Origin of the sequence: Streptomyces sp. Ag109_G2-15 (assembly GCF_900215565.1) — a bacterium.
GTDB lineage: Bacteria > Actinomycetota > Actinomycetes > Streptomycetales > Streptomycetaceae > Streptomyces > Streptomyces diastatochromogenes.
Map to the genome: position 1 here is coordinate 7,495,086 of NZ_OCNI01000001.1, position 15,331 is coordinate 7,510,416.

At 71.9% G+C, this 15,331-nt stretch carries 12 protein-coding genes and 1 pseudogene; 9 read left to right on the forward strand and 4 right to left on the reverse strand.

The features are described 5' to 3' along the window. Positions 1-234: 234 nt before the first annotated feature. The 3 genes and pseudogenes from CRP49_RS33735 to CRP49_RS47035 form a co-directional block, all read right to left on the reverse strand. Positions 235-1,380, reverse strand: a complete 1,146-nt coding sequence (locus tag CRP49_RS33735; RefSeq protein WP_097256758.1) for a PP2C family protein-serine/threonine phosphatase — start codon at positions 1,378-1,380, stop codon at positions 235-237. Next, complete coding sequence (locus CRP49_RS33740) at positions 1,377-2,492, reverse strand: aromatic acid exporter family protein (RefSeq protein WP_097256759.1); 1,116 nt, start codon at positions 2,490-2,492, stop codon at positions 1,377-1,379. The genes CRP49_RS33735 and CRP49_RS33740 overlap by 4 nt, the downstream gene beginning before the upstream one ends. Positions 2,493-2,622: 130 nt before the next feature. Further along, positions 2,623-2,717: pseudogene (locus CRP49_RS47035) on the reverse strand. 176 nt (positions 2,718-2,893) lie between these two features. On the opposite strand from CRP49_RS47035, the gene CRP49_RS33745 reads away from it, so the two are divergent. Beyond that, a complete protein-coding gene (locus CRP49_RS33745; RefSeq protein ID WP_097256760.1) occupies positions 2,894-3,862 on the forward strand; it encodes a PHB depolymerase family esterase in 969 nt (322 codons plus the stop codon). Between the two features lie 6 nt (positions 3,863-3,868). Here CRP49_RS33745 and CRP49_RS33750 read toward each other — a convergent pair whose 3' ends face one another. Continuing rightward, a complete protein-coding gene (locus CRP49_RS33750) occupies positions 3,869-4,519 on the reverse strand; it encodes a DedA family protein (protein WP_097256761.1) in 651 nt (216 codons plus the stop codon). 159 nt (positions 4,520-4,678) lie between these two features. Here CRP49_RS33750 and CRP49_RS33755 point away from each other — a divergent pair, with 159 nt between their 5' ends. From CRP49_RS33755 to CRP49_RS33790, 8 genes are all read left to right on the forward strand, one after another. After that, a complete protein-coding gene (locus CRP49_RS33755) occupies positions 4,679-5,221 on the forward strand; it encodes a HEAT repeat domain-containing protein (protein WP_097256762.1) in 543 nt (180 codons plus the stop codon). Positions 5,222-5,397: 176 nt separating this feature from the next. Next, positions 5,398-6,579 carry an ROK family transcriptional regulator gene (locus CRP49_RS33760; protein ID WP_097256763.1) on the forward strand — a complete coding sequence of 394 codons (1,182 nt, stop codon included), beginning with the start codon at positions 5,398-5,400 and terminating at the stop codon, positions 6,577-6,579. 190 nt (positions 6,580-6,769) lie between these two features. After that, positions 6,770-8,287: a sugar ABC transporter ATP-binding protein gene (locus tag CRP49_RS33765; RefSeq protein WP_097256764.1), complete on the forward strand. Its 1,518-nt coding sequence runs from the start codon at positions 6,770-6,772 to the stop codon at positions 8,285-8,287. Next, a complete protein-coding gene (locus tag CRP49_RS33770) occupies positions 8,284-9,303 on the forward strand; it encodes an ABC transporter permease (protein ID WP_097256765.1) in 1,020 nt (339 codons plus the stop codon). Before CRP49_RS33765 ends, CRP49_RS33770 begins: the two co-directional genes overlap by 4 nt. A 16-nt stretch (positions 9,304-9,319) precedes the next feature. Continuing rightward, entirely contained in the window at positions 9,320-10,384 is a 1,065-nt protein-coding gene (locus CRP49_RS33775) for a substrate-binding domain-containing protein (protein WP_097256766.1), read from the forward strand. Positions 10,385-10,436: 52 nt separating this feature from the next. Continuing rightward, entirely contained in the window at positions 10,437-11,684 is a 1,248-nt protein-coding gene (locus CRP49_RS33780; RefSeq protein WP_097256767.1) for a Gfo/Idh/MocA family protein, read from the forward strand. 12 nt (positions 11,685-11,696) lie between these two features. Continuing rightward, positions 11,697-12,695 carry a sugar phosphate isomerase/epimerase gene (locus tag CRP49_RS33785; RefSeq protein WP_097256768.1) on the forward strand — a complete coding sequence of 333 codons (999 nt, stop codon included), beginning with the start codon at positions 11,697-11,699 and terminating at the stop codon, positions 12,693-12,695. 97 nt (positions 12,696-12,792) lie between these two features. Further along, positions 12,793-15,279 carry a PQQ-dependent sugar dehydrogenase gene (locus tag CRP49_RS33790; protein ID WP_097256769.1) on the forward strand — a complete coding sequence of 829 codons (2,487 nt, stop codon included), beginning with the start codon at positions 12,793-12,795 and terminating at the stop codon, positions 15,277-15,279. Positions 15,280-15,331 lie beyond the last annotated feature (52 nt).

Here is a 15,331-nt window from a genome sequence, read left to right on the forward strand (position 1 = left end):
GCACCGAGCTGCGCCAGGCGGCTCACCTCCAAGACCGGCGCCGGGCGGCACGCGCTGACCGCCTTCGGGGAGCGCTGGCAGCCGATCGTGCATGAAGCGCTTCGGATGCGTGCAGGCTCCGTCACCTCCGTGTACGAGGGTGGGCCGGGCGCGCGCCTGCGGGACACGATCGCGTTCGCCGCGATGGTGATCGAGGCGGGGCGGCAGCTGGGCCCCTGACGCCCGCAGGCGCTCTCACGGCAGCCGTTCCAGCGCCACCAGCGCCGCGTCGTCGCCGAGGTCGCCGTCGACGTGGTGCAGGAGGGCGCGGCGCAGGGCGGTGACCATGGCCGGCAGCGGGCGGTCCGCGTGGGTGCGGGCGTGGGCGGGGAGGTCGTAGAACCGGCCCCTGCGGTCCCGGGCCTCGATGAATCCGTCCGTGAAGAGGAGCAGCCGGTCGCCCGGGGCGAACGGCACCGTCGTCGCGACCGGTTCCGCGGCCAGGAGGTCGCCGAGTCCGAGGGGTGCCCCGGGCTGGTCGGGCAGGTGGGCGTGGACCTGGCCCGCCCGGACGACGAGCGGCTCGGGATGGCCGCAGTGGACGATGCGGGCCACCGCCTCGCCGGGCGGGAACTCCACGACCAGCGCGGTCGCGAACCGCTCCGTGAACAGCGCCCGCATGCCCTGGCCGTCCAGCGCCGAGATCTGCCGTCGGGCGCGCTCGTCCAGCCCCTGGGCCACCTTGGTCAGGGACGCCTCACGGTCGGCCAGCTCCCGGAACGCGCCGAGCAGGTTCGCGGAGGCCCCGACGGCCGTCAGCCCCTTGCCTCGCACGTCACCGATGAGGATCCGGGTGCCGTACGGCGTCCGCAGCGCCTCGTAGAAGTCGCCGCCCATCCGTGCCTCCGACTCGGCCGGCAGATACACACCGCACAGGGCCAGCGAGCGGATCCGGCCGGGCAGCGGGTGCATCAGCGCGCGCTGGGAGGTTTCCGCCACGGAGCGGACCTGGCGCAGCTGCCGTTCCCGGCGCTGTCGCAGGGAGCAGGTGGCGAGGGAGGCGAGCCCGACCACGGCCAGGGCGCCCAGGATGACGTCCGAGTCCGGGCGGCCGAGCCGGCCCGCGACCATCTGCAGCACCGCCGTCACGGAGAGCGCGGCGCAGGCAAGGGCAGCCGTCGCCCACAGGGGGAGCAGGGCGGCGGCCAGGACCGGCACGGCGGCCATCACCGGCGAGACGTGCAGCCAGTCCGGCGTCAGCAGGTCGGTGAGGGCGACGACCAGCATGAGCAGGACGGGGGCCAGGGTGAGGGGCAGTCGGCGCCAGGCGGGTGGGGTACGGCCGGTGATGTCGGTGGGAGCGGTGTCGCTGTGCGGGTGATCCGTGGGGTGAGAGGTCATCGTCGCTGTGAGGGCCGCAGCGGGCTGAGCACCCGGTGCTGTCGGGTCGGGGTGGGTACGGACGTGGTCAGGCAGGACAGGACCGCGTCCAGGTGGTGAACGAGATGGCGGTCCTCGTCGCGGTCGACCGGGGGATCGCGGTCGGGTCCGCCGAGGCGGGCGAGGGCGTGCCGGGCGGCCGGCAGCGCGGGATGGGGGCGCCCGCCCCGGCAGCCGTAGACGCACAGGGCCGTCGTGCGCAGCAACCCTGCGTACGGCCCGGCGAAACCGTCGGCGGCGGCAGCGCCCCCGCCCCGAGCGCCGGGCCGGCTCACCGCGGGCCGCGTGTCCAGGAGCCGTCCGGCCGCGCACACCTGCCGCTCCACGTCGGCCAGCGTCCGCATGACGCGCCGGTCCAGGTGCCAGCGGCGCCGCCGGGCCGTCGGCCGTACGTTCCACCGCACGCTCTCGTGCGCTTCGTCCACGGCGGTACGGGCCTGTGCCAGCGCGGCGTCGAGTTCCCGCTCCCAGCCGGAGCCGAGCACGTTCCGCGGCCGCTCGCGCCGGGCGACGGCGTCGGCCAGACCGTCGAGGTGGCGGGCGAGCAGAGTGCGCAGGCGCTCCACCGAGTGCTCCGCGGACCGTACCCGTACGGCAGGGAACAGCAACGCGCTGCACGCCAGCCCGAAGGCGATGCCCAGCGTGATCTCCGCGAGGTGGGAGACCAACTCGGCGGGGTGACGGCCACGGACCAGGGCGAAGGTGATCAGGGCCGTCGTCGGCAGATGCAGCCCCTGGTGGCCCAGCAACTCGTGCCGGGCCAGCGGGACGGAGACGAAGACGACGAGACCCAGGCCGACCATCGCCGGCTCGACGTACAGCGCGGCGGGTACGGCGATGACGACGCCGAGCAGGCATCCCGCGGCGTACCGGGTCGCGGCGGCGACCGTGCGCACCACCGTCGCCTCGACGATGAGCAGTGCCGCCACGGCGCCCACATAGGGGTGGGGCGTATGCAGCAGGGTCACGCACACCTGCCAGGTCAGCCCGGCCGCCACGGTCGCCCGCGCGGCGTCGGCGCAATCGGTTCGGCCGAAGGGCATCGCGCGGGCGGACATCCGTGCGCTGAGCATGCCTTCCGTGCCTCCTTCCCTTTGCCGGATTCCCGCGGCCCGCGTGGGCGGGCGCGGAGCAACAGCCGCCCAGGATAATCGGACAAATGGGGCATCTGGCAAATAAGGAGCGCATCAGGTTGGTGAGGAGCGGAGAGGGCAGGATTCGAACCTGCGTGGGCCCCATGGGGCCCGACCTCGAGCCGTGCTCGCTGGTCCCCGATCAACCACTCCGGGCACCTCTCCCCGTGACCGGCTCCCGGTTTCCCGTGCCGTTCACATCAACTACGGTGCCAGGCCCCGCTGACGCGCCGGTGACGTCTCACTGACGTGCGGAGCCCGCGCCGTACCCACGTCCGGCGAGGACACTATGGTGTCCGACCCCATATCCCAGCCGTGTCAGGCTCCTAGCATCTGCGGGCATGCAGACCAGAGCCGCACGCCTGACAGCCGCCCTGGTGGCCCTCGTGGTCGCCCTGGCCGCCGGACTCCTCACCCCCCGCACGGCGGCCGCTGCCGCCTCCCTCACCGAAGTCACCGGCTTCGGTTCCAACCCCGGTGCGCTGCGCATGTTCCGCTACGACCCCCCGGACCTGCCGGCGAACGCCCCCGTCGTCGTCGCCCTGCACGGCTGCACCCAGGACGCCGGGTACGCCGTCAACAGCGGCTGGACCACGCTCGCTGACCACTGGCACTTCTCCGTCGTGGTCCCGCAGCAGTCCACGAACAACAACCTCAGCAAGTGCTTCGACTGGTTCCAGCCCGGGGACATCGAGCGCGGCGACGGCGAGGCCGCCTCGATCGCGCAGATGGTGGACCGCCAACTCGCCGACGTCCAGGGCGATCCCTCGCGCGTGTTCGTCACCGGCCTGTCCGCCGGCGGCGGTATGACGGCGGTGATGATGGCGACGTACCCGGAGAAGTTCCGGGCGGCCGGCATCGTCGCCGGACTGCCGTACGACTGCTCCAACGCGGCCGGTGGACCGTACCCGTGCATGTACGGGTGGGCGAACCAGACGCCGGCCCAGTGGGGCGACCGCGTCCGCAGGGGCCGCCCCGGATACACCGGCCCCTGGCCCACGCTCACCGTCTTCCAGGGCTCGGCCGACGGCACGGTGAAGCCGTCCAACATGACCGACCTGGTCAGGCAGTGGACCGACGTGCAGGGCGCCGACCAGAGCGCCGACGTCACCGACACCGTGGCGGGATATCCGCACCAGGTCTACCGGACCTCCGCCGGGCAGGCCGTGGTGGAGACCTACAGCATCACCGGCATGGGCCACGGGCAGCCCGTCGACCCGGCGACCGGGTGCGGGACCACGGCCCCGTACGTCCTCGACGTCCACCTGTGCGCCGCCTACCGGCTCGGCCAGGCCTGGGGCCTGGGCTGACCAGGCTCAACTCCCCCTCGGACGGGAGCGGTCCCGCCGTTCGCGCCGCGTGCGGCGGGCCTCCGCCAGCAGGGGCAGCAGGGAGACGACGACGATGACCGCGACCAGCGGCAGCAGGTAGTCGTCGACGTGGGACATCGAGGAACCGAGGAGGTATCCGGCGAGTACCAGGCTCTGGGACCAGAGGAGACCGCCCACGGTCTGCCAGATCGTGAACGTCCGCACGGGCACGCCGAGCGCGCCGGCCGCCGGGTGCAGAACGGAGCGCAGCATCGGGACGAATCGGCCGATCACCAGCGCCTTGCGGTATCCGTAGCGGGCCAGGAGCCGTTCCGCCTGGGCCGTACCCTCCTTCACCCGCCGCCGCGAGGTGCGCGTCAGCAGGGGCCGCCCGCCGTGCTGCCCGATCAGATAGCCCACCTGGCCGCCCGCCACGGCACCGACGGCCGCGCACAGCAGCACCTGCCACAGCTCCAGCCGCGGCGCGTGCTGACCGCTTGCCGCGCACAGCACACCGGCCGGGAACAGCAGCGTGTCACCCGGCAGGAAGAAGCCGACGACCAGCAGACTCGACTCGGCGAAGATCACCACCAGGACACTCAGGGCGCCGAAGGCAGCGAGCAGCGAGGCGCTGTCGGTCGGATTGACCGCGATCACCGCCCTCGCCTCCCGGCCCTGCTCGTCGTCGCCTCCCTCAAGTGTCACGTGGGCGCGGCTGTGCCGCCCGGACAACGGGGTGGCCGGGCTCGCGACCGCCGCTCCGAGGGGAGGGAAACTCCTTTGCCGGGGCCCCGCGCCCGGGCCGAGACTGACGTCATGCTCGGATTCGTCAGCACCGACAACGACGCCCTCGTCTCCTGCCTCGGCGACCCGCAGCGTGCTGTGGCCGCCCACCGTGAGCTGCTGCGCCGCGACTCCGCCGCGGTGGACGCCATCCGTGCCGGTCTGGGCCACCCGGACCCGGCCGTCCGCACCGGCTGCTGCCGGCTCCTGGACCATCTGGTCGACGGCGAGTCCATGGGGCAGCTGATCGCCATGGCCGACGACGCCGACGCCCGGGTCAGGATCGCCGCGCTCCACGCGCTGGCCTGCGACCGGTGCAAGGGCGACACCTGTGCGCCCGGCGCGGACCAGGTGCTCGGTCCCGGGCTGCGGCGCCTGGCCGCCGACCCCGATCCGCATGTCCGGGCGATGGCCGCAGAAGTCGTGGGCAAGTTCGTGCATACCGAGGCCCGCGCACTCGCCGCCCTGGACAGGTCGCACGCCCAGGACCCGAGCCCGGCCGTCCGGAAGAAGGCGGGCTGGTTCCTGCCCGGAGGCACCGTCCACGAACGGACCCGCCCGCGCCCGCTCAGGTGACGTGCCGTGCCGGTGAGTCGGGCCGGGGGCTGACCATCGCCCTTTGTCCTGCGAGTGGAGAAAGTTCGTGGGAATCCATGCACAGCTTCTTCCCAGGCTCGGCAGCCACTGCTACGTTCCCTACGAAAGCCAGACACTGGTGGCCGAATACTGGCGGGGAGGGGCTCGTGAGGCGCATGACGGCACGACCGGCGAACGCACACCAGGCCCGCCTGCTCAAGCTGTTGCGGGACGGCGGCCCCAACTCCCGTGCCCAGCTGGGCGACCAGGTCGACCTGTCCCGGTCCAAGCTGGCGGTCGAGGTGGACCGGCTCCTGGAGACGGGCCTGGTGGTGGCCGACGGACTCGCCGCATCGCGCGGCGGCCGCCGCTCCCACAACGTCCGGCTCAACCCGAGCCTCCGCTTCCTCGGCGTCGACATCGGCGCGACCTCGGTCGACGTCGCCGTCACCAACGCCGAGCTGGAGATCCTCGGTCACCTCAACCAGCCGATGGACGTCCGTGAGGGCCCCGTCGCCGTCTTCGAGCAAGTCCTGGACATGGCCGGAAAGTTGAAGGCCACCGGGCTCGCCGAGGGCTTCGACGGATCAGGAATCGGCGTCCCCGGACCGGTCCGGTTCCCGGAGGGCGTCCCGGTCGCCCCGCCGATCATGCCGGGCTGGGACGGCTTCCCCGTGCGGGAGGCGCTCAGCCAGGAACTCGGCTGCCCGGTCATGGTCGACAACGACGTGAACCTCATGGCCATGGGGGAACAGCACGCCGGAGTCGCCCGCACCGTCGCCGACTTCCTCTGCGTCAAGATCGGCACCGGCATCGGCTGCGGCATCGTCGCCGGCGGCACCGTCCACCGCGGCACCACCGGCAGCGCGGGCGACATCGGCCACATCCAGGCCGTGCCCGACGGCCGCCCCTGCGCCTGCGGCAACCGGGGCTGCCTGGAAGCCCACTTCAGCGGCGCCGCACTGGCCCGGGACGCGGTGCAGGCAGCCCAACAGGGCCTGTCCGCCGAACTCGCGGCCCGGCTGGCGGCGAACGGCACACTCACCGCCGTCGACGTCGCCGCCGCGGCCGCCGCGGGCGACGCCACCGCGCTCGACCTGATCCGCGAGGGCGGCACCCGAGTCGGCCAGGTCATCGCCGGACTCGTCTCCTTCTTCAACCCCGGCCTGGTGGTGATCGGCGGCGGGGTGACCGGCCTCGGCCACACCCTGCTCGCCGCGATCCGCACCCAGGTCTACCGCCAGTCGCTGCCTCTGGCGACCGGCAACCTGCCGATCGTCCTCGGGGAGTTGGGCCAGACCGCCGGTGTGATCGGCGCGGCCCGGCTGATCAGCGACCACCTCTTCTCACCCGCGTAAGCGACTACCGCCCACTCGTCCGAGCAGACCTCAGCGCGTCCACTGACTCGTGTACACACGCGAGCACGCCCACTCTGCACGCACACACCGGCCCCACCTGAAGCACACCTGTGCCCGGCCCCACGCGGCGCCCGGCCCCAGGTCCCGCACGCCCTGAAACCGGCCCGCACGTCCGCCGAGGGGAACCCACATGGCACCCGAACCACCCCTGCTCAGCATGTCCGACATCACCAAGTCGTTCCCCGGAGTCCGCGCCCTGGACGGCGTCGACCTCGACGTCCAGGCCGGTGAAGTGCACTGCCTGCTCGGCCAGAACGGCGCCGGGAAGTCCACCCTCATCAAGGTCCTGGCCGGCGCCCACCAGCCGGACGGCGGCACCATCCGCTGGCGCGGTGAACCCGTCGCCCTGCGCTCGCCGATCGCCGCCATGCGCCTCGGCGTCGCCACCATCTACCAGGAACTCGATCTGGTGGAGCACCTGTCGGTGGCCGAGAACGTCCACCTCGGCCATGAGCCGACGGCCGCCGGGTTCGTCGTACGCGGTAAGGCGGCGCGCTCCTCGACCGCCCAGCTGCTCAAGCGGCTCGGACATCCGGAGATCGATCCGGCCCGCCTGGTCGGGGAGTTGTCGGCGGCGCAGCAGCAGATCGTCTCGATGGCCCGGGCGCTCTCCCACGACGTACGCCTCATCGTCATGGACGAGCCGTCCGCCGCGCTCGACCCCGACGAGGTCGACAACCTCTTCCGTATCGTCGGCGACCTCACCGCCGAGGGCGTCGCCGTCGTCTACATCTCGCACCGCCTGGAGGAGATCCGGCGGATCGGCGACCGGGTGACCGTGCTCAAGGACGGGCGGGCGGTCGCGGGGGGACTGCCCGCCAAGACCACCCCGACCAGGGACGTGGTCGCCCTGATGACCGGCCGCAACGTCGAGTACGTCTTCCCGGAGCGGCCCCCGGTGCCACCCGCCGGCGAGCCCGTGCTCCGGGTGCGTGGACTGGCCCGCGACGGCGAGTTCGCACCGCTCGACCTCGACGTACGGCCGGGGGAGATCGTCGGCCTCGCCGGGCTGGTCGGCTCCGGGCGGTCCGAGATCCTGGAGACCGTCTACGGTGCGCGGAAGCCCAGCGCAGGCCAAGTCCTCTTCGACGGGCGGCCGTTGAAGGCCGGCAGTGTGCGCGCGGCCGTGCGCGCCGGGCTCGGGCTCGCCCCCGAGGAGCGCAAGGCACAGGCCCTGCTGATGCTGGAGTCCGTCACCCGCAACGTCTCCGTTTCCACCCTCTCCCGCTTCTCCCGGGCCGGCTGGATCGACCGCCGCGCCGAGCGGGGCGCCGCACGGGCCGCGACCCGCGAGCTGTCGCTGCGGCCCGACAACCCGGACGCTCCCGTACGCACCCTGTCCGGCGGCAACCAGCAAAAAGCCGTCCTCGCCCGCTGGCTGCTGCGCGGCTGCCGCGTGCTGCTGCTGGACGAACCCACCCGCGGCGTCGACGTCGGCGCCCGCGCCGAACTGTACGCGGTCGTCCGCCGGCTGGCCGACGAAGGCCTCGCCGTGCTCCTCGTCTCCAGCGAGGTGCCCGAGGTCCTCGGCCTCGCCGACCGCGTCCTGGTGCTCCGCGAGGGCCGGGTCGTGCACACGGCACCCGCCCGGGAGCTGGACGAACACCGAGTCCTCGACCTCGTCATGGAAGGAAGCCCGGCGTCATGACGCAGCCCGTCTCCCCGCCCCGGGACACCGCCGACAAGATACCCTCGGCCGGTCAACCCCCCGCCTGGCGCGGCCTGCTGGCCCGCGCCGACGTCCGTACCCTGTCACTGCTCGGCGTGCTCGCCGCACTCGTCGTCATCGGCGGTGTCACCAAGCCCGACGAGTTCCTGGACACCCGCAACCTCCAACTCGTGCTGACCCAGGCGTCGGTGATCGGCGTGGTCACCGTCGGCATGACCTTCGTCATCACCTCCGGCGGCATCGACCTCTCCGTCGGCGCGATCGTCGCCCTCGCCTCCGTGTGGGCCACCACGGTCGCCACGCAGGAGTACGGCTTCGCCGGGATCCTCTTCACCGCGATGGTCGTCGGCCTCGGCTGCGGCCTGGTCAACGGGCTGCTCGTCGCCTACGGCGGGATGGTCCCGTTCATCGCCACCCTCGCCATGCTGGCCTCGGCGCGCGGCCTCGCCCTGCAGATCACCGACGGCCGTACCCAGATCGTCACCGTCGACGGCATCCTCAAGCTGGGCGAGCGCGACTCCTACGTGCTGGGTATCCCGCCCCTGGTGCTGGTGTTCGCGATCGTGACGATCGTCGGCTGGCTGCTGCTCAACCGCACCACCTTCGGCCGCCGCACGGTCGCGGTCGGCGGCAACGCCGAGGCCGCCCGGCTCGCCGGCATCGACGTCCGCCGCCAGCGGCTCTACCTCTACCTGCTGTCCGGACTGTGCTGCGGCATCGCCGCCTTCCTGCTGATCGTGCTCTCCGGCTCCGGCCAGAACACCAACGGCAACCTCTACGAACTCGACGCCATCGCCGCCGCGATCATCGGCGGCACCCTGCTCAGCGGCGGCCGCGGCACCATCACCGGCTCCGTGCTCGGCGTCCTGATCTTCACCACGATCACCAACATCTTCGCCCTGAACAACCTGCAGAGCGACGTCCAGCAGATCGCCAAGGGCGCGATCATCGTCGCCGCCGTCCTGGTCCAGCGCCGCACCGCCAGAACGTCCTGAGGAAAGGTTCACCGCCATGCCAGAGCACACGAGCCGCGCCACGAACGGCCGCACCAGTCGCAGAGGACTCCTCTTCGGGACCGCCGCGGTGTCCGCCGGGGCCTTCCTCACGGCTTGCACCAGCAACGACACCAAGGACGAGAGCCCCGCCGCCGACACCCGGCCGGCCGCCGACGACAGGCCCGGCAAGCACGTCACCATCGGTTTCGCCGGACCCCAGGCCGACCACGGCTGGCTCAACGCCATCAACGACAACGCCAAGAACCGGGCGAAGAAGTACTCCGACGTCACCCTGGAGATCACCGAGGGCTCCAACGACACCGCCCAGCAGATCGGCCAGATCGAGACCCTGATCAACAAGAAGGTCGACGTCCTGGTCGTGCTGCCCGCCGACGGCAAGGCCCTCACCCAGGTCGGCCTGAAGGCGATGCGCGCCGGCATCCCGGTGATCAACCTCGACCGCATCTTCAACTCGGCGCAGGCGTACCGCTGCTGGATCGGCGGCGACAACTACGGCATGGGCCTCAACGCCGGGCACTACATCGGCGAGAAGCTCAAGGACAAGCCGAACGCCCGCGTGATCGAGCTGGCGGGTCTGGACAACCTGGAGCTGACCAAGCAGCGCACCCAGGGCTTCGACGACGCCCTGAAGAACTACCCCAACATCCGCAAGGTGGCCCGCCAGGCGGCCGAGTTCACGGTCGAGTCCGGACAGGCCAAGATGGCCCAGCTCCTGCAGGCCCAGCCCAGGTTCGACGCTCTGTGGAACCACGACGACGACCAGGGCGTGGGCGCGCTGCGCGCCATCGAGCAGGCCGGACGGGACGACTTCCTGATGGTCGGCGGGGCCGGCGCGCTCTCCGCCTTCCAGGCCATCAAGCAGGACAACGGCGTGCTGAAGGCCACTGTCCTCTACCCGCCCACCATGGCCGCCTCCGCGATCGACCTCGCCCGCGCCCTCGGCCAGGGCAAGGGCGTCGGCGGCCTCGCCGAGTACGAGGTCCCCGCGTCGATCACCCTCTACTCGGCCGTCGTGGACAAGGACAACGTCGACCAGTACATGCCCACCGGCTTCCGGTGAGGCGCTCCGCCCGCACCCCCCACCGCGCCACGACGAAGAGGAGGACGAGCGCATGGAACAGCCGCAGCAGTCAGCGGAGCCGAAGCCGGGGCCGTACACGGCAGCCGAAGCCGTGTCGGAGGCCGGACGGACTCCGTTGCGCGTCGGCATGATCGGGTACGCCTTCATGGGTGCCGCCCACTCCCAGGGCTGGCGCACCGCGGGCCGGGTCTTCGACCTGCCCCGGCAGCCGGTCCTGGCCGTGATCTGCGGCCGGGACGCCACCGCCGTACGCGCTGCGGCCGACCGCCACGGCTGGGCGGCGGCCGAGACCGACTGGCGGGCGCTGATCGCCCGGGACGACGTCGACCTGGTCGACATCTGCACCCCCGGGGACAGCCACGCCGAGATCGCTCTCGCCGCCCTGGCCGCCGGCAAGCACGTCCTGTGCGAGAAGCCCCTCGCGAACACGGTCGAAGAGGCCGAGACCATGACCAGGGCGGCCGAAGAGGCGTACTCTCGCGGCCAGTTGGCGATGGTCGGCTTCAACTACCGCCGGGTGCCCGCCACCGCTCTCGCCCGGCGCATGGTCGCCGACGGCCGGCTCGGCACCCTGCGCCACGTCCGGGTGTCGTACCTCCAGGACTGGCTCGTGGACCCGGAGTTCCCGCTGACCTGGCGGCTGCGCAAGGAGCTGGCGGGCTCCGGCTCGCTCGGCGACCTCGGCGCGCACATCGTGGACCTTGCCCAGTACCTGGCGGGGGAGCGGCTGGCCGGGGTGTCCGCGCTGACCGAGACCTTCGTACGGGAGCGGCCGCTGCCCACCGGCGCCACCAGCGGACTGGGCACAGCGGCCACGCGGGCCGGCACCGGCACGGTCACCGTGGACGACGCCGCCCTGTTCACCGGCCGGTTCGCCTCCGGCGCCCTCGCCTCCTTCGAGGCGACCCGCTACGCCACCGGGCGCAAGAACGCCCTGCGCATCGAACTCAACGGCGAGCGCGGCTCGTTGGCCTTCGACCTGGAACGCCTCAACGAGCTGTGGTTCCACGACGCCACCGAACCCGGCGCCGAGGCCGGCTTCCGCCGCATCCTCGTCACCGAACCCGACCACCCCTACCTGGACGCCTGGTGGCCGCCGGGGCACGGACTCGGCTACGAGCACACCTTCGTCCACCAGGCCCGCGACCTCGTTCACGCCATCGCCGACGGCCGCCGCCCCGAACCCTCCTTCGCCGACGGGCTCCAGGTCCAGCGGGTCCTCGCCGCGGTGGAGGAGAGCGCCGAGAAGAACTCCGTCTACACCCCCGTCGGGGACTGAGGAGGCCCGCCCATGCCGCGCCCGTTCACCCTGTTCACCGGCCAGTGGGCCGACCTGCCCCTGGAGGAGGTCTGCCGGCTCGCCCGCGACTTCGGCTACGACGGCCTCGAACTCGCCTGCTGGGGAGACCACTTCGAGGTCGACAAAACCCTCGCCGATCCCGGATACGTCAAGTCCCGCCACCAACTCCTCGACAGCTACGGCCTGAAGTGCTGGGCCATCTCCAACCACCTGGTCGGCCAGGCCGTCTGCGACGCCATCATCGACGAGCGCCACCAGGCCATCCTGCCCGGTGAGGTGTGGGCGGAGGGCGATCCCGAGGGGGTGCGGCAGCGTGCGGCCGAGCGCATGAAGGACACCGCCCGCGCCGCTGCCGCCTTCGGCGTCGACACCGTCGTCGGCTTCACCGGCTCCGCGATCTGGCATCTCGTCGCGATGTTCCCGCCCGCCCCCGAGTCGATGATCGAGCGCGGCTACGAGGACTTCGCAGAGCGCTGGAACCCGATTCTCGACGTCTTCGACACGGAGGGCGTACGGTTCGCCCACGAGGTCCACCCCAGCGAGATCGCCTACGACTACTGGACCACCCACCGCGCCCTCGACGCGGTCGGCCACCGCCCGGCCTTCGGCCTGAACTTCGACCCCTCCCATTTCGTGTGGCAGGACCTCGACCCCGTCGGCTTCCTGTGGGATTTCCGCGACCGCATTTACCACGTGGACTGCAAGGAGGCCCGCAGGCGCCTCGACGGCCGAAACGGCCGCCTGGGCTCCCACCTGCCCTGGGGCGACCCGCGCCGCGGCTGGGACTTCGTCTCCGCCGGACACGGCGACGTCCCCTGGGAGGACGTCTTCCGGATGCTGCGCTCCATCGACTACCGGGGCCCCATCTCCGTGGAGTGGGAGGACGCCGGTATGGACCGGCTCCAGGGCGCCCCCGAGGCCCTCACCCGCCTCAAGGCCTACGACTTCGAGCCGCCGTCGGCCTCCTTCGACGCGGCGTTCTCCAACTGACCGAAGACAGCAGGTCAGTTGTCATCCTCTCCGGGATGACGGCGCATCCCGGCGTTCGCACCCGCCCGTACCACCAGCCCCATTCTGGAGGCAATCCGTGCCCGGGAACGACCGCACCACCAGGACCGCGACCCACAGATCACGCCTGCGCAAGGCGCTCGCACTGCTCAGCGGCGCCCTCCTCGCCGGCGCGACCCTGACCCTCACCACCCCTCAGGCCGGCGCAGCCGTCGCCGACCACGAGCCGGCCGCGGCGGCCGAGGACTTCCAGCAGGTCACCCTCGCCAAGGGCGAGGCGGAGGTCGGTGAGCCCATGTCGCTCGCCGTCCTCCCCGACCGCTCGGTCCTGCACACCTCACGCGACGGCGAACTGCGCCTGACGGACGCCGCGGGCAACACGCGGCTGATCGGCAAGCTCGACGTCTACTCCCACGACGAGGAAGGTCTCCAAGGCGTGGGCGTGGACCCGGACTTCGCCACCAACCGGGCCATCTACCTCTACTACGCACCCCCGTTGGACACCCCGGCCGGCGACGCCCCCGAGACCGGCACCGCGGCCGACTTCGCCCCCTTCGACGGCGTCAACCGCCTCTCCCGCTTCGTCCTGAACACGGACGGCACCCTCGACACGGCGAGCGAGAAGAAGATCCTCGACGTCCCGGCCTCCCGCGGCCTGTGCTGTCACGTCGGCGGCGACATCGACTTCGACGCGGCGGGCAACCTGTACCTGTCGACAGGCGACGACACCAACCCCTTCCAGTCCGGCGGCTACACCCCCATCGACGAGCGCGCCGACCGCAACCCGGCCTTCGACGCCCAGCGTTCGGCGGGCAACACCAACGACCTCCGCGGCAAGATCCTGCGCATCAAGGTCAACGCCGACGGCTCCTACTCCGTCCCCGACGGCAACCTCTTCGCACCCGGCACGGACAAGACGCGCCCCGAGATCTACGCGATGGGCTTCCGCAACCCCTTCCGGTTCAGCGTCGACAAGAAGACCGGCATCCTCTACGTCGGCGACTACGGCCCCGACGCGGGCGCCGCCGACCCGGCCCGCGGCCCCGCCGGCCAGGTCGAGTTCGCGCGGGTGACCGGGCCCGGCAACTTCGGCTGGCCGTACTGCACCGGCGCCAACGACGCCTACGTGGACTACGACTTCGCGACCAGGACGTCAGGCGCGTCCTTCGACTGCAACGCCCCGAAGAACAACTCCCCGCACAACACCGGCCTCACGGACCTGCCCCCGGCCCAGCCCGCCTGGATCCCGTACAACGGCCCGTCCGTACCGGAGTTCGGCGACGGCTCCGAGTCGCCCATGGGCGGCCCGGTCTACCACTACGACCCCGCACTCGACTCGCCCGTGAAGTTCCCGCAGGCGTACGACGGCGACTTCTTCGCCGGTGAGTTCGGCCGCCGCTGGATCAAGCGGATCACCAGCGACACCGACGGCAAGGTGCAGTCCATCAACGACATCCCCTGGAGCGGCACCCAGGTAATGGACATGGCCTTCGGCCCCGACGGCGCGCTGTACGTCCTCGACTACGGCACCGCCTGGTTCGGCGGCGACGAGCACTCGGCGCTGTACCGCATCGAGAACGCGACCGACGGCCACTCCCCGTCGGCGCAGGCCGCGGCGGACCGCACCTCCGGGCAGGCCCCGCTGAAAGTGCGGTTCTCCTCCGCGGGCACGACCGACCAGGACGGTGACACGCTGACCTACAGCTGGGACTTCGGCGACGGCGGCACCTCGACGGCGGCCAACCCCGCCCACAGGTACAGGAAGAACGGCACCTACACCGCCACCGTCACGGCCAAGGACCCCTCGGGCCGCACCGGCGGCGCCAGCGTCCAGATCGTCGTCGGCAACACCGCACCCAAGGTCGTCCTGGACACCCCCAAGGACGGTCAGCTGTTCAGCTTCGGTGACGCCATCCCGTTCAAGGTGACCGTCACCGACCCCGAGGACGGCCGGACGATCGACTGCTCCAAGGTCAAGGTCACCTTCGTCCTCGGTCATGACAGTCACGGACACCCGATGACCTCGGCCAACGGCTGTTCCGGCACCATCCAGACCAGTGCCGACGGCGGCCACGACGAGGACGCCAACATCTTCGGTGTGATGGACGCCGAGTACACCGACGGCGGAGGCGGCGGCCAGGCCCCGCTCACCTCGCACGACCAGAACGTCCAGCAGCCCCGCCACCGCCAGGCCGAGCACTTCGGCACCAGCTCCGGCATCACGGTGACCGCCAGGGACACCGCCCACGGCGGCAAGGTCGTCGGCGACATCCACAACGGCGACTGGATCGCCTTCACCCCGTACGTCCTGAACAACGCCACGAAGATCACCGCCCGCATCGCCTCCGGCGGCGCAGGCGGCACCCTCGAGGTCCGCGCCGGCTCGGCCACCGGAACCCTCCTCGGCAAGGCCACCGTGCCCGTGACCGGCGGCTGGGAGACCTACCAGGACGTCACCGCCGGCCTGTCCCGCGCACCGCGCGGCACCACCACGCTCTACCTGGTGTTCAAGGGCGGCAGCGGCGCCCTCTACGACCTGGACGACTTCACCTTCACGACCGGCTGACGTGGTCGACCAGCACCGCATCGGAAAACCGCCCGGCAAGGGCCGCTGAACG